Source organism: Lentilitoribacter sp. EG35, assembly GCF_040784015.1.
In the GTDB taxonomy this organism is placed as follows: domain Bacteria; phylum Pseudomonadota; class Alphaproteobacteria; order Rhizobiales; family Rhizobiaceae; genus Lentilitoribacter.
This window is the reverse complement of sequence record NZ_JBFNGQ010000006.1, coordinates 155,854-181,877: the sequence shown is the minus strand read 5'-3', so window position 1 is coordinate 181,877 and position 26,024 is coordinate 155,854. Positions and strand designations below refer to the sequence as shown.

The 26,024-nt window shown below is 45.0% G+C and carries 30 protein-coding genes; 12 read left to right on the top strand and 18 right to left on the bottom strand.

Annotated elements, in window-relative coordinates; genetic code table 11:
• The first annotated feature begins 3 nt into the window (after window positions 1–3).
• Entirely contained in the window at window positions 4–762 is a 759-nt protein-coding gene (locus AB2J24_RS12375; protein ID WP_162651251.1) for an HpcH/HpaI aldolase family protein, read from the top strand.
• A gap of 9 nt (window positions 763–771) precedes the next feature.
• On the opposite strand, the gene AB2J24_RS12370 is transcribed toward AB2J24_RS12375, so the two are convergent.
• Entirely contained in the window at window positions 772–1,401 is a 630-nt protein-coding gene (locus AB2J24_RS12370) for a trimeric intracellular cation channel family protein (protein WP_367385672.1), read from the bottom strand.
• Between the two features lie 41 nt (window positions 1,402–1,442).
• A complete protein-coding gene (locus AB2J24_RS12365) occupies window positions 1,443–2,726 on the bottom strand; it encodes an MFS transporter (protein ID WP_367385671.1) in 1,284 nt (427 codons plus the stop codon).
• Between the two features lie 223 nt (window positions 2,727–2,949).
• Between AB2J24_RS12365 and AB2J24_RS12360 the strand changes: the two genes are divergently transcribed.
• Complete coding sequence (locus tag AB2J24_RS12360; protein WP_367385670.1) at window positions 2,950–3,498, top strand: GNAT family N-acetyltransferase; 549 nt, start codon at window positions 2,950–2,952, stop codon at window positions 3,496–3,498.
• Window positions 3,499–3,617: 119 nt separating this feature from the next.
• On the opposite strand, the gene AB2J24_RS12355 is transcribed toward AB2J24_RS12360, so the two are convergent.
• Together AB2J24_RS12355 and AB2J24_RS12350 are read right to left on the bottom strand one after the other, a co-directional pair.
• Entirely contained in the window at window positions 3,618–5,105 is a 1,488-nt protein-coding gene (locus tag AB2J24_RS12355; RefSeq protein WP_162651247.1) for a globin-coupled sensor protein, read from the bottom strand.
• Window positions 5,106–5,472: 367 nt separating this feature from the next.
• A complete protein-coding gene (locus AB2J24_RS12350) occupies window positions 5,473–6,471 on the bottom strand; it encodes a Gfo/Idh/MocA family protein (RefSeq protein WP_367385669.1) in 999 nt (332 codons plus the stop codon).
• 153 nt (window positions 6,472–6,624) lie between these two features.
• Here AB2J24_RS12350 and AB2J24_RS12345 point away from each other — a divergent pair, with 153 nt between their 5' ends.
• The 3 genes from AB2J24_RS12345 to AB2J24_RS12335 all read left to right on the top strand — a co-directional run bounded on the left by AB2J24_RS12345 (window position 6,625) and on the right by AB2J24_RS12335 (window position 8,915).
• Window positions 6,625–7,572: an aldo/keto reductase gene (locus AB2J24_RS12345; protein WP_367385668.1), complete on the top strand. Its 948-nt coding sequence runs from the start codon at window positions 6,625–6,627 to the stop codon at window positions 7,570–7,572.
• A gap of 153 nt (window positions 7,573–7,725) precedes the next feature.
• Window positions 7,726–8,466 (top strand): helix-turn-helix domain-containing protein, encoded by a 741-nt coding sequence (locus AB2J24_RS12340; RefSeq protein ID WP_162651244.1) that lies wholly within the window; start codon window positions 7,726–7,728, stop codon window positions 8,464–8,466.
• 68 nt (window positions 8,467–8,534) lie between these two features.
• Complete coding sequence (locus AB2J24_RS12335; RefSeq protein WP_367385667.1) at window positions 8,535–8,915, top strand: VOC family protein; 381 nt, start codon at window positions 8,535–8,537, stop codon at window positions 8,913–8,915.
• Window positions 8,916–8,959: 44 nt separating this feature from the next.
• Here AB2J24_RS12335 and AB2J24_RS12330 read toward each other — a convergent pair whose 3' ends face one another.
• The 5 genes from AB2J24_RS12330 to AB2J24_RS12310 all read right to left on the bottom strand — a co-directional run bounded on the left by AB2J24_RS12330 (window position 8,960) and on the right by AB2J24_RS12310 (window position 13,922).
• Window positions 8,960–9,865, bottom strand: coding sequence for an NAD-dependent epimerase/dehydratase family protein (locus AB2J24_RS12330; RefSeq protein ID WP_367385666.1), 906 nt, complete (start codon window positions 9,863–9,865; stop codon window positions 8,960–8,962).
• Complete coding sequence (locus AB2J24_RS12325) at window positions 9,862–10,683, bottom strand: glycosyltransferase (protein WP_367385737.1); 822 nt, start codon at window positions 10,681–10,683, stop codon at window positions 9,862–9,864. The genes AB2J24_RS12330 and AB2J24_RS12325 overlap by 4 nt, the downstream gene beginning before the upstream one ends.
• Window position 10,684: 1 nt before the next feature.
• Window positions 10,685–11,905, bottom strand: coding sequence for an NAD-dependent epimerase/dehydratase family protein (locus AB2J24_RS12320; RefSeq protein ID WP_367385665.1), 1,221 nt, complete (start codon window positions 11,903–11,905; stop codon window positions 10,685–10,687).
• Between the two features lie 150 nt (window positions 11,906–12,055).
• Entirely contained in the window at window positions 12,056–13,084 is a 1,029-nt protein-coding gene (mgrA, locus tag AB2J24_RS12315; protein ID WP_367385664.1) for an L-glyceraldehyde 3-phosphate reductase, read from the bottom strand.
• A 127-nt stretch (window positions 13,085–13,211) separates the two neighbouring features.
• Window positions 13,212–13,922, bottom strand: a complete 711-nt coding sequence (locus AB2J24_RS12310; protein ID WP_367385663.1) for a pseudouridine synthase — start codon at window positions 13,920–13,922, stop codon at window positions 13,212–13,214.
• A 135-nt stretch (window positions 13,923–14,057) separates the two neighbouring features.
• Here AB2J24_RS12310 and AB2J24_RS12305 point away from each other — a divergent pair, with 135 nt between their 5' ends.
• On the top strand, window positions 14,058–14,471 hold the full coding sequence (locus AB2J24_RS12305; RefSeq protein WP_367385662.1) for a GNAT family N-acetyltransferase: 414 nt from the start codon (window positions 14,058–14,060) through the stop codon (window positions 14,469–14,471).
• Between the two features lie 217 nt (window positions 14,472–14,688).
• Here the strand turns inward: AB2J24_RS12305 and AB2J24_RS12300 are convergent, their stop codons facing one another.
• Window positions 14,689–15,042 (bottom strand): hypothetical protein, encoded by a 354-nt coding sequence (locus tag AB2J24_RS12300; RefSeq protein WP_162651237.1) that lies wholly within the window; start codon window positions 15,040–15,042, stop codon window positions 14,689–14,691.
• Window positions 15,043–15,220: 178 nt separating this feature from the next.
• Window positions 15,221–17,749 carry a methyl-accepting chemotaxis protein gene (locus AB2J24_RS12295; protein ID WP_367385661.1) on the bottom strand — a complete coding sequence of 843 codons (2,529 nt, stop codon included), beginning with the start codon at window positions 17,747–17,749 and terminating at the stop codon, window positions 15,221–15,223.
• Between AB2J24_RS12295 and AB2J24_RS12290 the strand changes: the two genes are divergently transcribed.
• From AB2J24_RS12290 to AB2J24_RS12280, 3 genes are all read left to right on the top strand, one after another.
• Window positions 17,748–17,906 carry a hypothetical protein gene (locus AB2J24_RS12290; RefSeq protein ID WP_162651235.1) on the top strand — a complete coding sequence of 53 codons (159 nt, stop codon included), beginning with the start codon at window positions 17,748–17,750 and terminating at the stop codon, window positions 17,904–17,906. The two genes, AB2J24_RS12295 and AB2J24_RS12290, sit on opposite strands and share 2 nt — an antisense overlap.
• Window positions 17,907–18,130: 224 nt before the next feature.
• Window positions 18,131–18,775: a TetR/AcrR family transcriptional regulator gene (locus AB2J24_RS12285; protein ID WP_367385660.1), complete on the top strand. Its 645-nt coding sequence runs from the start codon at window positions 18,131–18,133 to the stop codon at window positions 18,773–18,775.
• 75 nt (window positions 18,776–18,850) lie between these two features.
• A complete protein-coding gene (locus tag AB2J24_RS12280; protein WP_367385659.1) occupies window positions 18,851–19,303 on the top strand; it encodes a hypothetical protein in 453 nt (150 codons plus the stop codon).
• 4 nt (window positions 19,304–19,307) lie between these two features.
• On the opposite strand, the gene AB2J24_RS12275 is transcribed toward AB2J24_RS12280, so the two are convergent.
• From AB2J24_RS12275 to AB2J24_RS12265, 3 genes are all read right to left on the bottom strand, one after another.
• Window positions 19,308–19,775: a DM13 domain-containing protein gene (locus tag AB2J24_RS12275; RefSeq protein ID WP_367385658.1), complete on the bottom strand. Its 468-nt coding sequence runs from the start codon at window positions 19,773–19,775 to the stop codon at window positions 19,308–19,310.
• Window positions 19,776–19,840: 65 nt separating this feature from the next.
• Window positions 19,841–20,734 (bottom strand): dihydrodipicolinate synthase family protein, encoded by an 894-nt coding sequence (locus tag AB2J24_RS12270; RefSeq protein ID WP_367385657.1) that lies wholly within the window; start codon window positions 20,732–20,734, stop codon window positions 19,841–19,843.
• Between the two features lie 131 nt (window positions 20,735–20,865).
• Complete coding sequence (locus tag AB2J24_RS12265; protein WP_367385656.1) at window positions 20,866–21,108, bottom strand: hypothetical protein; 243 nt, start codon at window positions 21,106–21,108, stop codon at window positions 20,866–20,868.
• 197 nt (window positions 21,109–21,305) lie between these two features.
• On the opposite strand from AB2J24_RS12265, the gene AB2J24_RS12260 reads away from it, so the two are divergent.
• Both AB2J24_RS12260 and AB2J24_RS12255 read left to right on the top strand, forming a co-directional pair.
• Entirely contained in the window at window positions 21,306–21,704 is a 399-nt protein-coding gene (locus AB2J24_RS12260) for a gamma-glutamylcyclotransferase family protein (RefSeq protein WP_162651230.1), read from the top strand.
• 181 nt (window positions 21,705–21,885) lie between these two features.
• Window positions 21,886–22,722: a DUF6544 family protein gene (locus AB2J24_RS12255; RefSeq protein ID WP_367385655.1), complete on the top strand. Its 837-nt coding sequence runs from the start codon at window positions 21,886–21,888 to the stop codon at window positions 22,720–22,722.
• Between the two features lie 54 nt (window positions 22,723–22,776).
• Here the strand turns inward: AB2J24_RS12255 and AB2J24_RS12250 are convergent, their stop codons facing one another.
• Window positions 22,777–23,364 (bottom strand): TetR/AcrR family transcriptional regulator, encoded by a 588-nt coding sequence (locus tag AB2J24_RS12250; protein ID WP_367385654.1) that lies wholly within the window; start codon window positions 23,362–23,364, stop codon window positions 22,777–22,779.
• A 69-nt stretch (window positions 23,365–23,433) separates the two neighbouring features.
• Here AB2J24_RS12250 and AB2J24_RS12245 point away from each other — a divergent pair, with 69 nt between their 5' ends.
• A complete protein-coding gene (locus tag AB2J24_RS12245) occupies window positions 23,434–23,859 on the top strand; it encodes a VOC family protein (protein WP_162651227.1) in 426 nt (141 codons plus the stop codon).
• Between the two features lie 84 nt (window positions 23,860–23,943).
• Here AB2J24_RS12245 and AB2J24_RS12240 read toward each other — a convergent pair whose 3' ends face one another.
• From AB2J24_RS12240 to AB2J24_RS12230, 3 genes are all read right to left on the bottom strand, one after another.
• Window positions 23,944–24,390 carry a DUF302 domain-containing protein gene (locus AB2J24_RS12240; protein ID WP_367385653.1) on the bottom strand — a complete coding sequence of 149 codons (447 nt, stop codon included), beginning with the start codon at window positions 24,388–24,390 and terminating at the stop codon, window positions 23,944–23,946.
• Between the two features lie 192 nt (window positions 24,391–24,582).
• Window positions 24,583–25,236, bottom strand: coding sequence for an HAD family hydrolase (locus AB2J24_RS12235; protein WP_367385652.1), 654 nt, complete (start codon window positions 25,234–25,236; stop codon window positions 24,583–24,585).
• Between the two features lie 15 nt (window positions 25,237–25,251).
• A complete protein-coding gene (locus AB2J24_RS12230; RefSeq protein ID WP_367385651.1) occupies window positions 25,252–25,896 on the bottom strand; it encodes a LysE family translocator in 645 nt (214 codons plus the stop codon).
• Between the last annotated feature and the right edge of the window lie 128 nt (window positions 25,897–26,024).

Genomic DNA, 26,024 nt, shown 5'->3' with positions numbered 1-26,024 from the left:
ATTATGACTGAGTTCACATTTAAGAAGAAGTTGGCAGAAAAAGACGCCAAACTGACGGCGCACTTTTGTTCTATCCCGTCTCCAATGGTTACTCAGACCATTGCCGCTGCCGGTAGTGACGCGGTGATTATTGATTTTGAGCATGGGCCTATTGATCAAGCTTCTGCGCATGCCATGATTGCCGCTACGGCAGGGACCTCTTGCGCGCCATTGGTGCGGGTAACACAAAATGATCATGTTGAGGTTAAACGTGCGCTTGATCTGGGTGCCGAGGGTATTCTTTTTCCAATGACTAAAAATGCAGAAGATGCGAAGCGTGCCGTCGCTTCTGTTCACTATCCGCCTGTCGGCGTGCGTGGGTTTGGTCCTTTCATGGCGCAATCTAGATGGCAGAAAAATCTGTCGGATTATAAAGAAATGGCAGATGGAAACGTCGCTTGTTGCCTGTTGGTAGAAACAAAAGAAGGTGTTGAAAACATAAATGAAATCTGCGCTGTCCCGGGCGTTGATCTAATAATTCCTGCAAGGTTTGACTTGTCGACTGATCTTGGCGTTTCAGGGCAGTTTAATCATCCAAAAGTTATTGCAGCCATTACTCGGATTGAAAAGGTGGCGAACAAGGCAGGCATACCTTTAGGGAATGTGGCGATGACAAAAGACTATGTCGATGAGCTTTTCGCCAAGGGTTACAAAGTGATATGCGGATATGATGTTCTATGGCTTGGTGAAAAAGCTGCAGAAGCTCAAAATTGGGCGAAATAGAGTTGAAACCTAAGTTGCTTTTCGCTTCTGAAAAATCACAATAAAGCGAAAGATTACCATGAAAAGGAATGCGATCGTAAGGCTCAGCTCCGGTGGTGTATAGTTCAATGCAATAATGAATACGCCGCCACCTAATAGAGAGATTGTAGCATAAAGATCTTGCTTTAGGATGACCGGTTGTTGCCCACACAAAAGGTCGCGCAACATGCCGCCGACAACGCCTGTTGTGCAACCCAATATCACGGCCGGCAGGAATGATAATTCATGAGCTAATGCAACTTCCACGCCCACAAGCGTAAACAGCGCCAGACCGATTGCATCCAGATATAGCAAAATCGTCAGTCGATGCCCACCACCAGCTTCTAGTTTACTGCCCAGAAAATAGGTCAGTAGGCCAATGGGTATGGCTACAGATAAATAGGTCATATCATTAAGCCAGAAAACAGGTGTGGAGCCCACTAACATATCACGAAACGTACCGCCACCAACAGCGGTTACAACCGCTAATACGGTGGTGCCAAATGGATCAAAACCCTGCCGCACACCTTGCAAGGCAGCCGATGCCGCCATAACAGCAGTCGCGATAACGGTCAGAATAATGAGGATAGAATCCAGCGAGGGTAGTGTTAATAGTGACATCATCGGACACCATAAACGATTTTCATATAAGTGCTAGTTACTTAGGATTTCGTATCACTTTCATCTGACTTATCCTCTTCTTCAATCGTCTCTTCGGTTGATATGCCCGATAAAACTGATGTTTGAGGCGTAGAATTCCGGGTTGGGTTGAGGAAAATGAAGTAGCCTTTGTCTTTCCTATCAACCGCATCTCGGATCAAGGTTCGCGCGACCGTAAATAAAATAATGACCGCATGAGCTGCTGTGATGAGGATAAACAGTCCAGACGGCCCTTCTACGGACATGAGAATACCTGCAACGATTGGCCCGATGACGGAACCAATACCGAGCATGAGAAGTAGTCCACCAGATACCCTAAGTGAAGAGCCAGGTGCCGCGTGGTCGTTTGCATGGGCTATCAGAATAGGGTGCATTGAAAAAATCGTGGAACCAAAGACTGCGGCCAATATAATAAGATGTGTGACATTATCGGGTGAAGACATGACAAACGCCACGTCCGCGACAAGCGCAACGGCGCAAACTCCCATCAATACTATTCTGCGATCCATGTGATCGGACAGATAGCCGATTGGAACTTGTGCCAAAGCACCGGCTAAAATAGGGATGCTCATAAATATGGAAATTTCAGTAATGCTAAGGTCAATGTCTTTTGCATATACTGCGCCAAGCGTTCCAAATGCACCATTAGATATGCCTACAAATAAAATCGCGACGATAGCAATGGGCGAGTTTCGCCAAAGTTCTTTGATGTCCAGCTTTGCTTCCACAATGGGTGTGGGTGTAACTGAGGCAGAAACTGCGGTTGGCAGCAACGCAAGCGAGTAAAATATTCCGGCTAAAATAAATATCTCAACGCCAATTGAACCGCTAACGGCAAGCGAAACTTGCCCCATTGTCGAGGCCGCCAGATTGACCATCGTGTAGATGCCAAAAACGGAACCGCGCGACTTTGCATCGGTTTTATCTGTGAGCCAACCTTCCACAATCATCGCAGCACCGGCAAAGGCAAAGCCCGCCAGCGAGCGCAATATGATCCATGCCGCAGGAGAAATGATCAAAGCCGAGAGCAGGACCGACAGCGAAGCCACAGCCGCCATCGCTCCAAAAGAGCGCACATGTCCAACTTGCGAGACCAAGCGCGGGGCATAGATACAGCCCAAAATGTATCCCACCGACCAACCCGTACCCAAAAGGCCAAGTGAGAAGGTGGAAAACCCTTCATCAGCACCGCGAATGGGCAGGATCAACCCATTGATACCACCGGCAAAGAACAGAAAGCCAGAGCCGGATAATAGTGCTAAGAGCGGAAAAAGGTTTTTATTCATGAGATTACCTGCGAATCACCTGAAAGATGATGTTGAGTAAGACATATGTTGCACACTAAACTCCATTGTCAAAAGCTCAAGAGGGTTATTGAGAGATAACATAACGAAGATCAATAAGAGACAATAATGGACCTATCAAAAGTCTGAATTCGAATGGAAGCAAGAGTTCGATTACAGTGTGGTCTGATGCTCTACTGAGTAGGTTACTTGGAAAGTATAAAGTATGTCAGACAGAGATGTATTCCAGCCACCAGAACGGATAGAAACCGAGCGTTTGATCTTGCGCAAAGCTCAGGCATCTGATGCTGCCATTTTGCATGATGCCTATATGACTGATCCAGATGTACCTAAATTTATGAGTTGGAAGCCTCACACAGAATTAAGCAAGTCCGAATGGTGGATCGATCATTGCATCAAGCAATGGGAAGCCGGGAAAAATTATGAATTCGTCATCGAGTATAAAGGCAAGCCTATGGGCATGGCGGGTATGCATCTTATGCCGCCTAGAGTATCATTTGGCTATGTGATTGCAAGTGCCTATTGGGGGAGGGGAATCGTGCCCGAGGCACTCACTATGCTTATCAACTGGGCTTTAGCGCAAGATAAGATTTATCGTGCACAGATATTCTGCCATGTGGATAATCGTAATTCCCAGCGTGTAATTGAAAAGTGCGGACTGGAATATGAAGGTACCCTTAGGCGTTACTTTATTCACCCAAACATCTCAAGCGAGCCAACCGATTGTAAAATGTATTCCAAAATACGGTTATAAATCTTTGTAAAATGAAAAGGGTGATGGACCTTGTGCAATGTGGGTCCATCACCCTCTCTACGCTTGTGATCATGATCATTTTTGGGGGAAATGACAGACCACAAATTTGTGGGCAATGGCTAAGCTGCCTCTTGCGAGCCACCAGATCTAGAATGGGGATTCTGTCTAGTTTTGAACTGCGCCATTGCCCCTACAAGCTGATTTACATCATCTCTCAACGATGCTGTTGCAGCTGTAGTTTCTTCAACCATCCCGGCGTTTTGTTGCGTGATGGTGTCCAAATCAACAATTGCGTTATTAATCTCGCTAAGGGTGGATGATTGCTCCTTAGCGGATGATTCAACGCGATTAATAAGCGACCCAAGTCCCGACGTTTCACCAACGAGCTTGGTCAGCGCGTCTGATGTGTCTTTCACGTTAATGACACCGGCATCAATTTGTTTGCCGGAGGCGTTTATTAAATCTGATATTTCTTTCGCAGCACTTGCGCACCTTTGTGCAAGTTCGCGTACTTCTTGCGCAACCACAGCAAAGCCTTTACCTGCTTCACCTGCGCGGGCGGCCTCAACACCTGCATTAAGCGCCAATAAATTGGTTTGAAAAGCAATCTCATCAATAATAGCAACTGTATTGGCCACCTGTTTAGATGAACTCTCAATGCCATTCATTGAGCTTAGTGCTTCGACCATGACGCCTTCTGCTTGTGTTATCTCTGTCGTAAAGTTTAAAATTGTTTCTTTGGCTTCAGCGGTAATATCGGCGGTCGTTTGAACGCTTTCTGTAAGCTCGTGTAACGCTGCGGAACTCTCATTTAGCGACGTTGCTTGTTGTTCTGTGCGTGTGGCCAAGTGCAATGCGCTTTGAGATATGCTTTCGGAGTTTTCCTGTGTAGCATTGGTGGATGATCGCACAGACGCAAGCGTACCGGATAAACGCTCCATTGCTTTGTCATAGGCTGCACCCATGTCCAGAAATTCTTCCGGTAGGGCGTCGGAAAGCCTGACCTCAAGGTTGCCCTCTGCAAGTTGATCCAGTGCGTCTGAAAATATTGCTAAGGCGTCATCTCGCTTTGTATTCTGTACTTTTTCTTTATCTTCAGCGATTTGGTTTTCACCTGCAATCTGATTCAGATAAACCTCAATAGCATAGTCCACATCCAGTAGAGCGGATTTAACAATTGCACCTGCTTTTGCTGAAAGCCCATCAGCAATCTTACGGTTGAAATAACCCTTACATTCATCGTTGATAACAGCGTCTAACAGGTCTGAAATAAGAAGTGCATATCCGCCAATATGCCAACGTGGTTCCAACCCTATACGCGCATGTGCAAGACCAATTTGGCTTACTGCGTGAACATAATCACTATCGAAATTTGCATCGGTGATACGTCCCCAATGGAGTGCCTGCGCACTTTTGGCCGCATCCATATGGTCTCTACTATCAAAGAATTTGCCGGTTTCTTCAAATTTCATAATTTGCTCGTAGAAATTTGTGAGGGCATTGTCGAGCGCATCGTTGATAGCTGGTTTGGCTTCCAGAAGCGCTTTCTTTTCATTCTCACCGAATTTTATAAAACCCATCCGCTCGTCGAGTGTATTTGTGCTCATTGCTTTTATCATTATAGCTCGCAGTTAACAGGTTGGTTTTAAAGTGTACGTAGAGGAAAAGATAAATACACTTTTTACGATTATTTCTTCCTTAGAATGTCATATTTATGATTAACAAAACCTTGCAATAATCAACGAAATTGTACTAGTGCAATCTCATGTACTTCCAAGTATTCATGACAAGTGAATGGATTTTACTAATTATATGATTTGTATGGGAAATTCAAAATTATGGCAGTTTATTGTCACTTTTATGAAAGTGAAAATAGAGTTGTATTCGGTTGTATCTCTTGATAGTTTCTAATTTTATGACATGTGTATTGCAAAATACACTTGTAATTTAGAGTAAAACATCAAGCAATAAAAACTATACTTGGGTCCACGTTTCTATGATGCTGGCAGTAAATAGAGTGTCAATGACCTTTTGATTATTGTATGAGCTCTCCAACGAAAGAACTTCAATACCATCTGGTTGCACTTCATTTACAACCATACGTGTAAATGCATCCGCCTGTTCCGTGTATTGGTTGATGTCTATAAATCGGAAAGTTTCAACCTTATTATGCGCAGCATTATGTAATGTCACGCAATCAGCGTCATATTTTCCAGCGTTGAATGGAGCGCTGAGTTCGATCCAGCCTTTATCGCCGTGGAAAACAATAGATTGGCGGTGCGCCATCTGTGTCGAGACATACATAGAGAGCTCAAAATCACCAAAATCAATGCGGCTCGATGAATAGGTATCAGTGCCAAATGTCTCATCAAACTTAATTTCGGACATCGCACGATGTGGTTCTTTGCCCGTTGCAAAGCGCGTAGCTGCAATAGGGTATATGCCGATATCAAGCAATGCTCCGCCGCCGAGTTCGGGTATATTTCGCATATTACTTGCGTCATCATTGAAATAGGTGAAAGCACTTTGCACATGGGTGAGCTCGCCAATAGCTCCTGATGCAATAAGTTCGCGGACCTTGAGCCATTGCGGGTGATATGTGATCATCACAGCTTCAGAAACGACAACCTTATTGCGGTCTGCAGCCAAAATAATCGCGTGAATATCATCAGCTTTTAGCGCCATTGGTTTTTCGCAAAGCACATGCTTGCCGGCATTGGCCGCATTGATCGTCCATTCGGCGTGTTCAGATGTTACGAGCGGTATGTAAACAGCGTCTATATCATCGCAAGCCAAAAGCTCGTCATAAGACCCAAATGCTTGAGGGATACCAAATTGATCGGCCACATTCTGTGCCCGCGTCAGGTCACGTGATGCAACGGCTTCAACGACTGAATTCTCTGATCGAAAAATTGCCGGAATAACATCCTTAACCCCAATTTTGGCGGTCGATAATATGCCCCATTTCAACATGATTTAGTCCCGTTGTTTTTTTAGTTATGTGCATTTATAGCACTCAAATGGCTTGGCGAATGCAAAAATATGTCTGTTTGCACGTATTTAATGCAAAAATGCGTCTAAGTGGCCAGTCTTTACTCTGTCATATAGGCATGTTAGCCGCTGCAAATGCAAAAACCTTATACACAACTCACAACCAGAAACGGGCAATCCACTTCACGATTGACTTTTGGAACCATGCAATTTGGCGGCAATGCTGATGCGAGCGAAAGCTATGCAATGTATGAAGCTGTCCGACATGCTGGCATCACGCATTTTGATACGGCTATGGGTTATACGGATGGTCGATCTGAAAAGTTAATTGGTGAATTTATAAAGCATGAGCGCGATAATATCTTTCTGGCAACCAAGGTTGGATATGTTGGTGGCGCGTCGCGCAAGAATATCATAACACAATTCGAGATATGCAAACGGCAGCTCCAAGAAGATGCCGTTGATCTGCTTTATATGCACCGATTTGATGAAGATGTCGCATTGGAAGAAACGTTTGAGACATTAACGGAGCTCCAATCATCTGGTGCAATTCGCTATATTGGCGTTTCAAACTATGCCGCGTGGCAAGTGATGAAGGCGCAAGGTGTCGCAAAATCTCTCGGCACAAAGATTGATGTCATTCAGCCAATGTACAGTCTTGTTAAACGTCAAGCCGAGGTTGAGATTATCCCAATGGCACAAGATCAGGATATTCGCCTGATACCTTACTCACCGCTTGGTGCTGGCTTGCTTACGGGTAAATATTCGAAAAGCAGCGGGATAGGGCGGTTGAGCGAGGATGCACGCTATAAGGCGCGTTATGATCAGCCTTGGATGCATAAAACTGCAAATGATCTTGCAGAAATTGCGGCTGATATGGGCATCGCCTCTGCAACGCTGGCCGTTGCCTGGGCAGCGGCGCACCCCGCCCAGCCATCACCCATTATCTCGGCTCGTTCGGCCTTGCAGTTGAAACCCTCACTGGCCGCAGTGGATTTTGAGATGACGCAAGAACTTTATGAGCAAATCACCGCTTTGAGCAAATCACCTGCACCAGCAACAGATCGGTTGGAGGAGGGGTAACCACTTGATTTCACACATGGCTGTTAACAGGTAAATGGATCTGCAAAATCAGCTGTTTGAAGCGCGGTTGAACCAAGCAGACTTTACTATTCCCTATATAGTCGTCATTGCTGTATCACTGTTTTCAAAACTAAACTGAGAAATGCAGTAGACATGTATGATCCAAAAGGAAATGGCAAAGAAAAAACAGTACAATCTGTGCAATTTGTCGAGCTAGAGCCGCCAAGCCATTTACGCGGCATTGTCCATCGTTTCCTGGAACTTAAAACCAATGGCACACTGCCCGAAGATTATCGATTTCACGCCTTGCCAGATGCATGCACCTATATCGTCTTTGATCAGTTAGATGCGCAAATTGCAGGTGTCACCAAATTACGTGCATCGTCGGAAGAGCTAAATTTGGGCAGGGAATTTCACTTTATCAATATTCGGTTTTTGCCCGGTGTTTGGCAAAATGATCGTGAGCCAGCGGAATACGGGTTGGTGGACAATATATATTATGGCGCTCTGCCATTGATCGATATAAATCAGGATCTACTCAAACGGGATTTTTCTGCGAACCAGCAGGCCTTGTCTCGTTTCGTGGAAATGTTGATTGATAATAATTTGGTGGTTGCGAACCCTGTTACGGAAAAAATATTCCAACATCTTGATGATATTTATTCGGTTGCCGACATGGCTGAAATTTCAAATATATCTCCGCGCCAGCTTCAACGAACGCTAAAACGCACAACAGGGTTTGCGCCGCATGATTTTCTTAAAGTTCTGCGATTGCAACAAGCGCTAAATGGCGAGCCATCATTGTCTTATGCTGACCAGTCTCACTTCATTCATTCGTTTCGCAAAGCCACGGGTTATACGCCGGCAAGATATTCCAAAAAATTCGATGTCTGAAATATACAATACACACCAACAGCATCTTGATAGGTGTCTGGCATATTTACATCAAACAGGAGTTGAATATGTCAAAGATGAACGCAGTTGGATGGTTTGATATCTATGTAGATGAATTAGATCGAGCCGTTGCATTCTATGAAACTGTTTTGGGCCAGAAACTCGAAGAAATTGTCGATCCAACGGGTGAAACGCAGATGATGAGTTTTCCCGCTGATATGAACGTGTATGGTGCAGGTGGCGCTTTGGTAAAGTCAAAACATGCAAACCCGGGGATGGGTGGCACGGTATTATATTTCTCCGTCGAAGACTGCGCTGTTGAGGAAACACGAGTTGCGGCAGCAGGCGGAAAGGTTATGCGACCAAAATTTTCAATCGGAAAATTTGGCTGGGTGACTTTGTGTCAGGATACCGAAGGCAACATGTTTGGCTTAAGCTCGATGAAGTAGCACCTCTTGGTCAAACTGCAATGATACTGTTTGATCTATCTTGTTTATGTCAACCAAGATAGATCAACGTGTCCTAAAGGTTTCCAGCCAAGCGCCTTAAGGCGCGTACAATCCATTGCATTCAAGCTCGCGGCATCTGCGCGTTGCGGCAGGTTTTGATTATCAAGATCTGTCATTTTTGCGTAGGCTTGCAGCAACTCATATCGATCTAAAACAATGTCGGAGATGTTGAAAATTGGCGCATCTTCGCCACCCGATATATCGCTGAGAATATCAGTTCCTGCGCCCAACAACAGATTAATTGCATTGGCGAGACCCTTGCCATAGACTTCTGTTGCCACGCGCGGTTCAATGGGTTTGTTGGTTCTAAAATCTTCAAACAGTGTATGCCATTTATGGTTTGATGAAGGATTTGCAGGGCCATAAATACCTGTGGCACGCAGGATTATGGGCAGGAAATGCTGATCTGATAGCTCAGCCAAGGCCAGCTCGGTTTGCCGTTTTACCTGACCATACAACGTGTCGGGTGAGGGTGCCATTGTTTCAAAAAGCATCTCGCCGGGCTCTTGTTGCCCGTAAACCGCCCGGCTTGATAAAAACACGGCGCGGGAAACGCCAGCAGCTTTTGCAGCATTATAAAGCGCCACTGAACCTTCATGATTAAGCTGCACAAATTCCTCAGGCTGATCACCTTCGCCGCCGCGATATTTACCCGCTACATGGTGAAATGCGGTATGCACCAGCCCAGAGCAACCTTGAAAAACATCCAGATTATATTCAGATTGCGAAAGTACCATTGGCTCGAAATCAACTGGCTGGCTGAAAAAGCCTTGCTTCGGTTCTTTTCGCCCAAGCGCAAGCACCTCATGACCTTCGGATAGCAGCCCCTCAACAATAAAGCGCCCTACATAACCCGTTGCACCGCTTACAATGATGCGTTTTTTACTCATGTCGCTTTATGCGGTGGTGATGGCAACTTGTCCAAATCTGGGATGTCTGATCCGGCGTAATAAGCTTTCCAAAGGTTGATCAAGATACCAAGTTGCTCTGACTTAGGATGATCCTCCTGCCAAGGTTTTTCATATTGATAATGAATGACATGAACCGACTTCCACTCCCATAATTCCGGAAGGTTAAACCAAACATATTGCAGCATATTGTAAAAGACCGGCAGGCCATGCCAATCAGGGAAAAAATGTTCAAGAAAACTCTGATCCGTACGTCGCCAATAGGCGTTAGGTGTGTCGAGTTCTTTGATCATGTTTTCGAATGTTGTAAGCGAAGGTGTGGCCACGAAAACACCAGAATTAAGGCGATGAAAATCTGCCACAGTTTCATACACGTTAGGCGCGGCAGAAAATTCTGGATAGGAAAATAACTTATCAATATTGCGTATGACAATCGTATCCGCATCAAGAAAGATAATGCGCTCATACTCAACCAGTTCCCAAAGCCGAAGTTTGATAAAATTATCGAGCGGGGTATGAAATTCAGGCTTCTCACCCTTTAAAAATGGTGAGTTTGCATGGATTTTTTGCTTGCCATGACGATGGTTAAACTCGTCCGAAGTTGGCAGATGAGATACTGCGCGTAGTTTCGCACCAAGCTCCGCCAACGGTTCCAGTGAACTGATCGAAACCGCTATCGTGTGCAAGACAATGATATCAGCTTTAGAACCTGAAAGGACGATCGACCGCACAAGAGCATGTGCGGCCATTGCATAATTATCATTGGTAACCAGCGTCACATAGGCTTTTTTTGTAACCATATTAGGAGACAATTTTTAGGCCCAGTTTTTCAGGGTCAGCTTCCACAGTTTTTGAAATGTCCTTGGTCCATGCCGATACTGCCGGTATGCGGCTGCGGTCCACACGATAAGCAAACTTCTTGGCCACTTCCATAACCTCATCCAGCAAGCCGTTTTCCAAGGTGATAGGGTCTAACCCCAAAGCGAGGAATTGATCGTTTTTAACAACGAGCTCATTTTCAACAGCTTCTTTTCTAGGATTTGGCAGGTAAGCAATTTTTGCGCCCGTAAGGTTAGCAATCATTTCAGCAAGGTCACGCACTCTATGCGTTTCCGTCATCTGGTTGAATATCCGAACTGGATCACCGGCTTTTGGTGTCTCATTCAACGCAAGTTCAATACAGCGAACCGAATCTTGAATGTGAATAAATGCACGTGTTTGCCCGCCTGTACCATGAACAGTCAAAGGAAAATCAATCGCTGCCTGGATCAAAAAGCGGTTGAGAACTGTGCCGTAATCACCATCATAATCAAACCTGTTGATCAGCTGCGGGTGAACGCGCGTTTGCTCGGTGTGCGTGCCCCAGACGATGCCTTGGTGCAAATCAGTGATACGAACCTGATCATTTTTTGCGTAGAATTGAAACAGCAATTGATCAAGACACTTTGTCATATGGTATATCGAACCTGGATTGGCTGGATATAAAATATCCTGCTTGACCGTTTCTCCATCCATAGTTTCAATGCCAACAGGCAAATACCCTTCTGGAATTGCCGCACCCACAGTGGAGTACCCGTAAACGCCCATTGTTCCCAAATGCACCAAATGCGCATCAAGCCCAATTTCTACCATTGCGTTAAGCAGATTATGAGTTCCGCTAACATTGTTATTAACGGTATAATTCTTATGCTTGTCCGATTTCATTGAATAAGGCGCAGCGCGTTGCTCGGCAAAGTGCACGATCGCATCAGGACGATGTTCAGCCAGCCAATTTTTTAAAACGTCATAATCCTTGGCCAGATCAATCAAATGGAAATGAATGCGACGCCCTGTTTCTTCGTGCCAGATGCGGGTCCGTTCCTGAATGGAATCCATTGGTGTAAGCGACTGAACACCCAGCTCCGTATCGATCCATCGGCGTGAGAGGTTATCAATAATATGAACCTCATGCCCTTTGTCGGACAGATGCAAACATGTCGGCCAGCCTACAAAACCATCTCCGCCAAGAACTGCAATTTTCATAAGATTCTCCAATATTAATCGATAAGTTTTCTCTCACTAACAGACTTTTTTGACAGAAAGAAGATAATTGGCAGAAACTATCAACAATATTGGCAGGTCAGAAGATAAAGGTAGGCATCAAAAACGCCCACCTTCAGATACCAGGTATTTCTATCCAGCCGAAGACTTGGCCCAAAGGTTGATGTCTTCGCCGCCCGAATGTTCATCAATAAGTTTTAATTCATCAGCGGTAAATTCGAGATTATTAATCGCGCCGACACAATCTTCAACCTGGCTGGCTTTTGATGCGCCAATAAGTGCTGTGGTAATGCCACCTTCGCGCAAGACCCATGCAATGGCCATTTGAGCCAGAGTTTGGCCGCGACCCTCTGCAATTTCATTTAGCTTCTTGATGCTGTTGAGCGAGCGCTCGTTGATAAAGCCATCCAGCAGTGATTTGCCTTGTGTCGCGCGTGAACCCTCTGGAATTCCATTGAGGTATTTGTTGGTCAGCATACCTTGGGCAAGGGGTGTAAATGCAATGGAACCAACACCAAGTTCTTTGAGCGTATCTTTCAAGCCGTCGGTTTCTACCCAGCGATTGAGCATATTGTAGCTCGGTTGGTGGATCAGCATAGGCGTGCCAAGGTCTTCAAGAATTGCAACTGCCTGACGTGTGCGCTCTGAATTATAGGACGAAATGCCGGCATAAAGCGCTTTGCCGGATTTTACGATCTGGTCGAGCGCGCCCATGGTTTCTTCAAGCGGGGTGTTTGGGTCAAAGCGATGGGAATAGAAAATATCCACATAATCTAGCCCCATCCGGCGAAGGCTGGCATCACATGATGCGATCAGATATTTGCGGCTGCCCCATTCGCCATAAGGGCCATCCCACATCTCATAGCCAGCCTTTGACGAGATGATAAGTTCATCACGGTAGCCAGCAAAATCAGTGTGCAAAATTTCACCAAAGGCTTCTTCGGCAGACCCCGCAGGCGGGCCATAATTGTTGGCAAGATCAAAATGGGTAATACCAAGATCAAATGCTTTTCGGCAGATATCAACCTTCGTATCATGAGGCGTATCACCGCCAAAATTATGCCAGAGACCAAGCGAAATAGCAGGCAGTTTAAGCCCGGAATTACCACAATAATTATATTTCATGCTTTCATAGCGATTAGCTGCAGGTACATATGTCATATGAAGAATCTCTCATTTGGGAAGGTGTTTGAATTAAATATATTTCAAATTCCTACAACTGACCAGAGCGAAGTATTGTTTTTTACCTAAAAAAAACTTTACCGAAAATGCATTTTGATGTGCGTTTTTAAAACTCAACTGCACTCTCAAATGTCATCATCGCGCCGGTGATCGGGTGCTCGACTGTCAGTTTTTTTGCGTGCAGGCAGAGTCTAGGCGATGCAGCGAGAGCTTCGCCATCGGCATAGAACTCATCGCCTAATATAGGGTGTCCGAGGGCGAGCATATGTACGCGCAATTGGTGAGAGCGCCCGGTTTTGGGGCACAATAGCACACGGCTGACGCCGTCTTTCCAATCGATCAATTTATAATATGTTTCGCAGGGTTTGCCCTGCTCCCAGTCCACCATTTGCAACGGGCGTTTATCCCAATCACATCGTAAAGGGTAATCAATAATGCCCTCATTATAGATCATCGTACCCCAAACCAGCGCCTCATAACTCTTTTCCGTTCTGCGAAGTTCGAACTGGCGGCTTAGATGTCGTAGCGCACCAGCGTGCAGCGCCAAAACAATAAGGCCAGATGTGTGCATATCCAGACGGTGAACGATGCGTGCGGTGGGGAAATCTGCAATGGCTCGTGCCTCAAGACAGTCCTTATGGTCTTCATGCTTGCCTTCCACCGTTAAAAGGCCCTCGGGCTTATTGAGAACCAAAATATCATCATCGCCATAGATAATGTCGAGTGGAGCCTGCGGTGGGTTGTAATCTAATAGCGGTTTAATAGGCCTTGAAGCAGACAATTTCAATGGCGCATGCCGTGGTGGAAGTTCCCTCATATCATCGCTTTAACATGCATAGAGTGCGCTTGTCATCCACCGATCTGTTGTGCGCACATTAGCAACCAGAGCTGTTCACATTCATGATTTTGTCACCTCAATCCTCGCAAAAGCTTTGCTTGGTATGAGGATTTTATGGAAGTTAATAAAACGATTACAATTTCAACCGATCAGAGACTGATCGAATTTGACCGTGTTTGCTCTTTTCTACAGGGAACTTACTGGGGGGCAGGGCGTTCGCCATTTGCTATCCGTACAAGTTTTGAAAACTCGGTCTGCTTTGTTGCCCTTGATGACGGCAAGCAAATTGGCTTTGCCCGCGTGGTCACAGATCATGCATTTATGGCCTATATTTTCGATCTTTTTGTATTTGAAGAAGCTCGTGGCAAGGGCGTTGCAAAGATGCTGATGACCGCCATTTTAGATCATCCGGACTTGCGTAACGTTTCGAACTTTATATTAGGTACTGATAACGCGCACGCGCTTTACCGGCAATTTGGTTTCACCAACTTTAAGGAAAATGGCAAACTGATGGTGCGCCGCATATAGATTTTCACAAATACCCCCCTAATATGTTCTTGAATGCTGGATTACATGTTCATGTCGGGGTGGCATGAAAAAACCCGCCAGCGGAAAGACGCATTACTTGCTTTCCATTGGCGGGTTAATTCTACGCACTACTAAATTTTTATCAGTATATACAAGTATAACAAAGTATAGTTTAGTTGACTTAAGTACTCTTTTAGTTGTTAAAAGTTAACGGAATTCAAACATCATCCCACTTTTTTGGATCATCATATTCCGGCGCTGCTGCAGCGTCCTGCATGATTTGTGCGGTATTACGAAGGCTTTCTGCTTGTTCGGTAGAAATTGGAATAATTGGGTCTGTTGATGTGATATTAGCAGTTGGTTGTTCGCGTCGTGAATTACCATAGACTTCATTTTTGAGCTCTTGTAGCGCTGATTTTGCATCTTCAAATGCAGCCGATTGTTGCTTTATTTGTGCCGATAAACTGTCCACATGTTTGTTCATGTCGTTGACTTTGCGCGACGAACGCACAGCAAAGGAAAGTGCACCAAGAGAAGCAAAAACAGAGGCTGATATGATCCAGATATTCATTACATTCTACTCTAGTAAAAATACGTTTACGGTGTCTTAAGAACGAACCGGGGGGAACAAGTTTAAAATTAATTTTGGAGATGTTTCGGATGAAAAAAAACCGCCAGTGACGTGTTCACTGGCGGGATGCTAGAACTCCTTTGGGTATAAGGAGATAATTTCTAGCGGGGGCTGATATTTAAAATTCGTCCCAATCATCATCATCCTGCACGTGGGCGACGGCAGCATTTGTTGCAGCTGCAATTGGTGCTTTATTTGCGACCGGTTGAGGCGTTGGTTTTGCAGTCACTTTGGGGGCAGGGGCTGTTGTCTTCATTTTTGCAGCCATTTGTTTTAGCCCATTGTCGTTGGTTGTTTTGTTTGATGTGCTTCTTGCTGCGCTTGAGTTGGCAGATTTACTGTCTGTTCCAATATCAAAGGCGTTAACCATTTGTGCCAAACTATCAATCTCTTCGACTAGGTGGCCGGTTGCAGCTGTTGTTTCTTCTGCCATTGCAGCATTTTGTTGGATACGTTGGTCGAGTTCGCTTACGCTTGAGTTCACCGTCTCGATACTATCGAGTTGTTCACTCGTGCTGTTAGCAACTTGGCTGATACGCGTATCGATATCGGAGACGTTCGTTGAGATTTTTTCAAGCACTTCACCGGTTTCTTTTACCAGTTTTACGCCCTGATCAACTTCGTTATTGGATGTATCAATTAGGCTTTTTATCTCCTTTGCAGCTTCCGCAGAGCGGCCAGCAAGTTCGCGAACCTCCTGTGCAACAACGGCAAAGCCTTTGCCTGCCTCGCCAGCACGGGCCGCTTCAACACCTGCATTGAGTGCAAGAAGATTCGTTTGGAATGCAATCTCATCAATCACATTGATGATGCCACCAATATCGTGTGATGCTTGTTCAATGCGGCTCATTGCACTCATTGCATCAGATACAACCTGACTTGATTGGTCAGTATCCGTTTTCGCCGATTTTGCCAATGTTGCGGCTTCTTGTGCTTGACCTGCTGCACTACGTACATTTTCTGTCAACTCTTGAACTGCAGCTGCAGCTTCTTCCAAAGATGCGGCCTGGCGTTCAGTGCGGCTTGAAAGGTCACCCGTGGCTGCCGAGATTTCTGAGGACACATTACGGATTGAGCTAGCGCCTGTATCAATACTGGCAAGGGCTTCGCGTAGTTTTCCAAGAGACGTATTAAAGTTGTGGCGAACGGATTCCATACTCTCCATAAATGGTTGGTCGAGTGTTGAAACCAGATTGCCAGAAGCAAGTGTCTCCAGACCTTTTGCTAATTGGTCAACGGTCTGTGTGACTTCGGCTGCACTGCGTATACGCTCTTCTTCGTTTGCTGCGCGATCTTTTTCACTTTGTGAACGGTTCGCCAGTGCGTCTTCTTCGATACGGATTTTGTCAATTGCAGCTTGGCGGAAACCTTCAACAGAGCGAACGATATCGCCAACTTCATCCTTACGTGTCATGCCATTTAGTTCAAACTCAGTATTACCAGAAGACAATTCTTTCATATTTCCAATAACTGCACTGATTGGACGTGTAATGCTGCGCGCAAACCAGAATGCAAAGGCGAGGGCGGCGATTAGTGTGATCACGGCTACTGTCGCAATCGCAATTTCCATTTCGATGGTGCCCTCAAGCGCCTCGTCTTTATTTATAACGGCAGCGAGATGCCATGTTGCGCCATCGTAATGCACATCAGCAATCGATATCATAGCTGTCATGTCGCGGTAATCAGTAATGGTACCTTGAACAACCTCGCGACCTTCAACTTTCGGGAACGCGGTCAGGTCAATTTTTGTATTTAGTGGGTCATACTCATCAGTTAGCCATGAATCCAGCAGGAGTGTGCCATCAGGAGATGTAAGTATTGTCTCTCCGGTTTTACCAAGGCCCGTTGGGTTATTCAGTATAGCCGCTATCTGTTTTTGCGGGACTTGCACGATGATTGAACCGTAGAAAAATTGATTTGCATCGACGACCGGCAAGCCAATAAATGCTACAGGTTTATTGTCAGCTAATTCATATGGTGCAAAATCTTCCAGAAAAACCTGATTTGTGTCCTTGACGCCACCTTGCTCTTCAATTTCCACTGTATTTTCTTCACCACCTGCGGCTTGTTCCATCTTTGCAACTGCCGCCTCTGTGATATGCTTGTTCAAAATGCCGAGTTTTGTTTCAGCATAAGGTCCATCTATCAAGTTTGTTCCAATTTCATCACCAGCTTTAGAGGTGTAAACAACCATGCCGTTTTTGTTGATAAGATAAAAATCATTGAGAGCATTTTCCGTTGCAAACTGATCTAAAGTAGGTCCGAATTTATTGAGTTGGGTCGCATATCCCATTGTGCCGGTTTCTTTGTAAAACGCTACCAGCGCATCTCTTTCTCGTTCGATATTTATTAAGCCTTGTAAAGCTTCAGTCGGATTATCTGTTTTAACTTGCTCGATACCGATTTTAAACATGTTCAGCGCGGCTAATGATACCTCGTTCTTGGCCAGCCCACTTAGCTTATCATCAAGACCCTGTAGGTAGGTTTCAAGTTGATTTCGTCTGCCATCTGCAATGGCAGATAGTTTATCCCCATAGGCTTTCTCAAGGCTATCAGATGCTACAAATACGCTAGTGATGCTGGTTGCGGCGATAGCAATAATCGTTGCAAGAGACATTGCGATTAACAATTGGTGGGAGAGACGCATGAAATTACCTGTAATTATTTGCAAAGATTTGATGGCAATAGGTGGCGACAATTCATTTGCGCATTCTCGGCACATCTCACAAAAATGCCTTTTGCCTAGTGCCAATAGTTATGGAGAATGTATTGATGATAACTTAATGAACTATACTGGATTGTAATCAACAGATTTAGGGTGTTCGCGTATAAGTAGCACTCAAGAAACTATTGCTTGATCTCGGATGGAGGGCATAGAGCAGGGTTCGCGGCGATCTTGTGAGGGTGGTGAAAATACATGTGTGTATCTCGGCTCCTTTTCTTTGATTAACATGTTTTGCTTGCATTTCATAGTAGGTTTACTAGAAGTTGACGATGACAACATAAGATGCAGAGTTAAATGTAGGCGTTGACAACATCAAATTATCATCATGGCAATTTAAGAGCGGATTTACTGGATAAGGCCGTTGAATTTATTGCGAAAAACGGCGTGGAAAACTTGAGTCTCAGGCAGCTCGCTCGAGAGTTGGGTGTCTCGCACGGTGCTCCAGCGCGCCACTTCTCAAACAAAGCGGCATTGCTCACAGCCGTTGCAACAAAGGGCTATAGCGATATGATTGTCGCGACACAAAAGGTTGCTCAAAAACATGAGGACAAAGATCAAATTGATCTCGAGGATCTACTCTCACCACCGGAACCTTGCGCGCATTTACGCGCCATGATCAAAGCAGATGTGGTGTGGGCGAAGAGCAATCCTAAGCTGTTTATGGCGATGCGAAATCCCGATGTTACGCGACACGCCGATGATACATTGAAATCAGCAATCGCCTGTTTGTCAGAGAAGCAATTGGTAGCAATAAAAAATGCTCAGAGCAAAGGATGGAGTAGCCAAATTGACCCCAAAATGCTCCGCCTGCAGATTCTTTCAACCATTGCAGGTCTGTCATCTATGCTCTGTGATCCATTCTATCATGAGTTTCTTGTCGAAAACGAGCTGGATGATTTTATCGATCATACAATAGATAATGTGCTTCGGGACCGCAAAACAAGCTAAGCTCTGGCAAGGACAGAACTTAAATATTGCGTGAAAATTGTGCATTTGTCATAATTGAGTGGAATGGGGGCGAGTGTGTCAGATAAAGAGCCAGAAAAACAAATACCTTGGTATAACAGGAAAGCACTTCTGATTGCTTGGCTGTTGGTCTTTGCTCCTATTGGGCTTTTTGGCCTTTGGAAAACTGCTATATTTGAAAAAAATATGAGGATCGGAATTGCCATTGGCGTCGTGATTTTGTTTTTTGCCGGCGGGTTCAGTCTTGGTAACGCAATATATCCGCTCATACTTTTCCCTTTGGCAATCTACCTGCTTTGGAAATCAAATGAAGTTATGCGCAACATCGTGGTGCGCTTTGTGATAGCCTGGGTTGTCGTTCTTATTTTATTTTTGGTCAACGCGCAGCTTGGTGGCAAAAATTTTGACGATAGTTACATTGGTGGATCATGTGCAGCAGTCACAACTGAGGCGGGCTGCACATATTTTAGAGATGATAATTGCAATGTTGTTGCAAAACAGTGCAATTAGATCATTACCTATATTTTGCGGCGGTGATGAATTCACCAAAAGTTTCACACCATATAACTACGGTGTTGTACGCCTCGACATCAACATCATTTCCCAAATCAGCAATAAAACCATCAAAGGTCTTTACCTCGCCAACCTGCAAGGAGCTGGCTTTAATCGCATTAAAACTATCCTCATCTTCAACGAACTCCTTCGTAAGATAGATTTTATAATCCGGACCAGGTGCCATTGTGCCTTGGTGAACGATCTTATCCATTGAGATACTCACATCACCTTCACCCCAATGTAAAAAATCACTGCCTTTAAGTTCACGTATAAAGCTTGTCTGGTAAGTCGCATCTTTGGCCGATGTCTCAAGCATGGCGCGATCAACACTCGGTGGAGCTATGAGTATAGGCAGTGCGTAAATACCACCTGCAAAGCCAATACCAAGTGCGATTCCGTGGGTGATGAGGCGAAGTAATATGCGCATTGAATTAGCCTTATATCTGATAAATATGATGGCTCACATCTAGCATGCGACGTGTTAAATCACAATCAGAGCACATTAAAAGCTTCTAGCGCAGCTGCAATATGGTCTTGCTCAGTTTTGCCAAGCGGTAGGATTGGCAAAGGTGGTTTTGCATCAGTCAATAATAGCAAATTTGCGATTGTATATGTCACTCTCAAGCTACCAAATTCTTGGAACAGAACCCAAAGTGGCTTAAAGATGGCTTCAATTTCGGTCATTTTTTTCTCATTGCCGGATGCTGCTATGTCTGCAAGATTGAGCGTTGCTTCAGGTAAAATTCCGGCAACAACGCTGTACCAGCTGTCGGCTCCAGCCAGCATAGCTCTTGGGCAACCCCAATCTCCACTGTAACCAATGGAAAAATCACGTGGCACATTCTCGCGCAGCGTAGCGAGCTCAAGTTTAAAATCGCCATCCGCCGGTAGCGGCATTTTAATGGCCTGTATCGTTTCAATTTTCGCCAAACGCTCAATCAATTTGTATGAAAATTTGAAATTCGTCGTGCCTGGATTGTTATAAATACAAAGTGGCAGATCAGTTGCCGCTGCAACAGCTAGATAATGCTGATAAACCTCCTCATCCATTAAGGGGGTGTAGGACATAGGCGCCATCAATAATGCATCCGCACCTGTCTCTTTTGCGTCTTTTGCCAGGCGTATTGCCTCGCTCGTGCGCAGGGCCGCAACACCTACAATCAGCGGTGTGCGGCCAGCAACTTGTGTGACGGCAGCTTCGACCGCTCTTTTGCGTTCGCTGCGAGATAAAAATGCATACGTGCCTGTGCTGCCCAGTAAGCCAATAGATTGCACGCGCGCGTGGACTAATCTTTCAAGCAAGCCCTTAAGCGCGTTTGTATCGACCATGCCAGCTTCATTTGCAGGGGTTATTGGAAAAGCTGATAGACCGTTAAATAATGACATAATAGATTCTCATAACTGAAGCATGATTCCCCGAATCATATTCGGAGCTAATCAAGATAAGAGCATAAATTCAAATGACAAATCGTGATGCTCTAATCAATGAAATTGATCAATGTGAGTTTAGATTTAAGCTAGGCTTTGTTCCCTGATTTCACTTTGGGGCGATAACGGCCTGCGATAAAAAAACAAATCAGAGCGACAAACCAAGGTAACGCTGCGATGGTTAAAAATTCCCAATCCAGAAAATCTTCAAACGATGCGCCACAATTTGTAGCGCTGGTCACATAAGCGCACGACATACCAGCTGCAAAGAGCCAAAGAATAATCGGTGCGATAAAGGCAAGTCCGCCAATAATGTATAAAAAAATCTTCATCAGATACCTCATATTGTGGGTGAAACTACACTAAATGGTAAAATGGTTATTCTATGGCAGCCTGTAATCAACTTGATATTTCAAATGGATTTTTTGAGGTGAAGCAAAGTCGGTACGGTAATATGTTTTATTTGAGAAAATATAAAGACCATGCGATAGGCTAGGGCTGTAGTTTTTAAATGATATGGATTTTCCCAATGGATTCTAACACCACTCACCATTCCCAAATCAGTTCAGAAGTCTCGTTGGAAACAACATTGGCATCTTACGGCACGCTCGCGCCGGGGGAGGTGAATTCTAATCAGATGGACGGAATGGTAGGTACGTGGAGTGCTGGCACTGTGCGCGGATATTTGACCCATGCAAGCAAGGGAGCCCATATCGGCCTGCCAGCCCTCATTCTGGACCCGAATGGCGATGATATTCCCGTACAAATATTCAAATCCAAAGACTTGCCAGCCTACTGGTGGCGACTGGATGAGTTTGAAGGCGAAGGCTACAGGCGTGTACCTGTTACCGTTCAAACCGATGAGGGTGAAATTATGGCCTATCTCTATAACGTAAAACCCTCATTTGTAGCTTCGATGGATAAGTAAATTTCATTTTTTCATGCAAGGAGTTAAGCTCTGAAAGGGTGGCTTCTACGATGATAAAAATGGTTGAAACTTTTATCTTTCATAGCTTCATGGTAGATCGCAAACTGAGTGTTTTTACATGAGTGGATCTTATTGCAAAAGTGCACAGCCAATATGTGCTATTTGTCTTATGTAGGTGGCGATGATGTGGTTAGGTTATGGGTTGGCAATCCTTGTTGCCATTTTCCTCGCTTTATTTACATGGCGGCAGATGGATCATCGCGCCGATCAAGCTACATGGAACATGCTTTCAGGCGCGTCCGAGAATGAGTTTCGGGTATTTGATCATGAAATGATCCGCGATTTGCCAGAGCCAGCTCAACGGTATTTTACGTACACAATTGCGAAGGGCACTGTTTTACATAGGGTTGTGCAGATTGAAATGAATGGAGAAATGGGATTGGGCACCATCGATGCTCCCAATTACAAACCCATGAAAGCCACGCAAATACTTGCGCCTCCTTACGGGCTTGTATGGAAACTGAAATCCGGCGCAATCAGCGGCTCCGATGGCGCAACGCCTGAAACGTCATGGACCAGGTTTTGGGTGTTTAATTTCATTCCAGTCGTACGTGCAGGAAGTGCAGACCATCGTCGATCGGCCTTCGGGCGCGTTGTGGCTGAGGCTTCATTTTGGGCACCCGCCAGCTTGCTCCCAAATAAGTTTGTGAAATGGGAAGCCTTGTCGAGCGATAGCGCAAGGGCAATTGTAGTATATGGTGAGTTCACCCAAGCTGTTGATATAGAAGTTGATGAGGAGGGCGGGCCCAAACGTGTGATAACTCAACGCTGGAGCAACGAAAACCCTGAGAAAGAGTTTCGTGAACAGCCATTTGGCGGTGAATTATCGCAGTTCCAAAATTTTGCAGGTTATCGCCTCCCAACGCGCGTTACCGGCGGAAACCATATCGGCACAGATGCCTATTTCCCGTTCTTTAAAGCAAATGTGACAAGCATTTCATTTCCGCTTTCCAGGTGATGAATACAGAATATTGCCTATGATATCGCTGAGCTGGAATGATGGTTAAACGCCTTAATCCAGCAGGTTTCGCATAACTTTTTCCATCATTGCGCGGTATGAGGCGCTATCTTCGCCAATTTGGATTGCAAGAGCAGCACGATCAAACATCGACGACAAAAGATCAGCAACTGATGCGGGGTCTATATCGAGATTATGTGTTTCTTTAAGATATTCGAGGCCCTGTCGCAGGCTTTCACCGCCCGTTTCTTTATCTATTTCGCGAATTTCAGCAATGCTCAGTGCCGCTGGTCCATCAATGAGCAATAGTCTTGCGCGACCATCTTTTTGCATGGCATCAAAATAGGCATTTGCACCTATAATCATAGCATCAATCGGCTTCATATCTCGCGATGTTACTGCATCAATCTCTTCTGATACAGCCTTTGCCTCTGTTGTATATACAGCGCGAAACAGAGATAATTTGTCCTCAAAATGGTGATATAGCGCCCCACGTGTGACTTCAGCAGTTTTTACAATCTCCGGTGTGCTGGTCTCAGCATAGCCTTTCTCAACAAAAAGCGCTCGCGCGGCTTTCATTAATCTGGCCCGAGTTTCCTCTGTGCGCTGTTTATTCGATTTTCGTAAATTTTTCTCTTGCATACATACTGCCTGTTTGTTATTGAGTTTATACATACAGACTGTATGTTATTTTGAAAGGAAAGAAAACCCATGAAATGCACTCAATATTATCCCGTTATTATGACAGACAAAGTTGCCGAGACATCTGAGTTCTATCGTAAACATTTCGAATTTGTGCCAACCTTTGAAAGTGACTGGTACATCCACTTGCAATCCAGCAAGGATAAAGCAGTCAATCTAGCTATTTTGCAATATGATCATGCGACTGTGCCAGAGCCGGCAAGACATAAGGTTTCTGGCTTGCTACTCAATTTCGAAGTTGAAGATGTCGATGCTGTTTATGACAGAGTATCGAAAGAGGGGGTCACAATTCTGCTGCCAATCAAGGATGAAGATTTCGGTCAACGCCACTTCATTACACATGATCCAAACGGCATCTTGATCGATGTAATTAAGCCTATTCCACCCAGCGAGGAGTTTTTGAAACAATACAGCGCTGATGCCGCACCAGTGTGATGCATCTTGCTAGATGTACTATTCAGCAACACAAGCGGCTTCATACCGCTTGTGTTTTAGTTTGTTTATCAGATTTGGGTAGTATTATTCAGCGGTTGCTGCGCCAGTCAGTTTATCAACCGCACCACCCATCATTTGCAATGCTTTGAAATCAGCTGGTAAGCCATGATCATCTGCAATGCGGCTTGGGTTGTGATAGGCAACGTTTGTTTTGCCGTCTGTATCTTGGAAGACAACAACGCGAATTGGCAGATCAAGGCCGGCGGCAGGGTTTTGCTGCATGATTGGTGTACCCAGTTTAGGGTTTCCAAAAACAAGCATCTGGTTTGGAGCAAGTTCAGCATCAATGCTCATCGCGCCTTTTGCATGGTCAACTCGCGCAAACACAGTCGCACCAGCTTTTTCAACAGCAGCCACAAGTCTGTCCATCGTATCGTTAACAGAGTGTGGGCTAATTTTGGTAACAAGATCAGACGCTTGCGCAGTAAAAGAAGTCATAGTGATCGCCAATGCTAATAAAAGTTTTTTCATTTGGGAGGTCCTTTGTAGAAAATAACTGGAGGTGAAACTTAACCAGAATCGTATGCTCACCCCACATCATCCGCTAAAGGCACATTGTGGCATATCTGCATTTTAAGGAAATAAACTGATCATAACTTTCATCACATTTGTGTGATGTTTGATACAAACTCGTGAGCAGTCCTCTTTTGACCCATCTCGCACTCAAACCAACCCAATCGCCCGTGCGCCAGCCATCAAATCCGTCGCAATAATATGCCCGTGGGCACGCAACTTGTCTGATGGTTGTTGCAGGTCTGGTACTTGTACGACTTGTGCGCCAGAGGCCAGTGCGGCTGTCGTGCCTGTTTCGCTATCTTCAAAGGCAAAACATTTGGAAATGTTGCGCCCAAGGGCATTAGCGGCTGTTAGGTATGGTTCGGGATGTGGTTTGGGGTTGCTGACTTGGTCGCGGCCAATAATAGTCTCAAAACGATCTATGATACCAGCTTGTGTAAGGTGTTTTTCCGCGGTAGCTGTTCGCGATGATGTGGCAACCGCGATGGACAAGTTTTTGGCAGACAAAATCTCAAGCAGTTCAAACACCCCTTTTTTCACAGGGATTTCCTGCTCAAGTCGTGCATGGATTTTCTCATCCCAAACTGCAACAAATTGCTCTACAGTCACGCCATTGCTTAAGCTTTCGCCAATGATAAGATCAGATGTGTCCCCGGCAATGCCAATTGAGTTGAGGTAGGGCGTTGGATTATGCATCAACCCCAGTGCAGCTTGCGCATTTGTAAAACATTCCAGATAAACGCGCTCAGTGTCCAGCAGCAACCCGTCCATATCAAAAATGACACCAACTTCTCTACTCATTAGCCAATCCTTTTGTCATCTAAACGCCTCCCATGCGCTATAAAGCATAAACAGCCCGGCTCCTATAAAGAAGGCCGCTGTTGTGAGGGTAAATGGTTTGCGAACGCGAGCGTAAAGCGCAATCATCGGGCGGCTTGAAAAGAATAAAACATAACCTGACATCACCATAGCTGCAATTGCAAAACAAGGTAGAATAAATATAACTAAATCCGTGCCATTTTCTTCTGCCATTGTGGTGCCGTAAAGCACAATTGTGAGCCAGACTGTGGCAGCTTTCGGATTTGTTAAATGGATTAGTAATCCGCGAATATATTGTTTGATAGGAGATTTAACAGGAGCATTGTCATTGGCAGGTGAAGATGAATTATTTCCTTTTAAATTAATAACTTGTTTAGCAGAGTTAAACCCCATATAGAACATATATGAGCCGCCAGCCAGCAGTAAAATATCAAAAACTATGGGTGATTTCTGCATAATCGCGCTCAAGCCCAGAGACGTTGATAAACCCCATGTGATGGATCCTGTCCACACGCCCAATGCAAGCGCCATACCATTAAAGCGCCCTTGCTCCAATGCGGTATGCATCATGGCAAAATTTGCAGGTCCCGGACTTGCCACAGCAACCGCAAAAGTGAGGTAAAAAAGGAGAATCTGTTCCATAGAGTTACTGATTTAAACCATGGTTCAATCGGAGTCACGCAGATTCAGAATATGCGGCAATTTTGACCGTGTATTTTCTTGAATCCATCGCGTTAGTTTAAACATAATTCCTCACAAATAATTTCGCT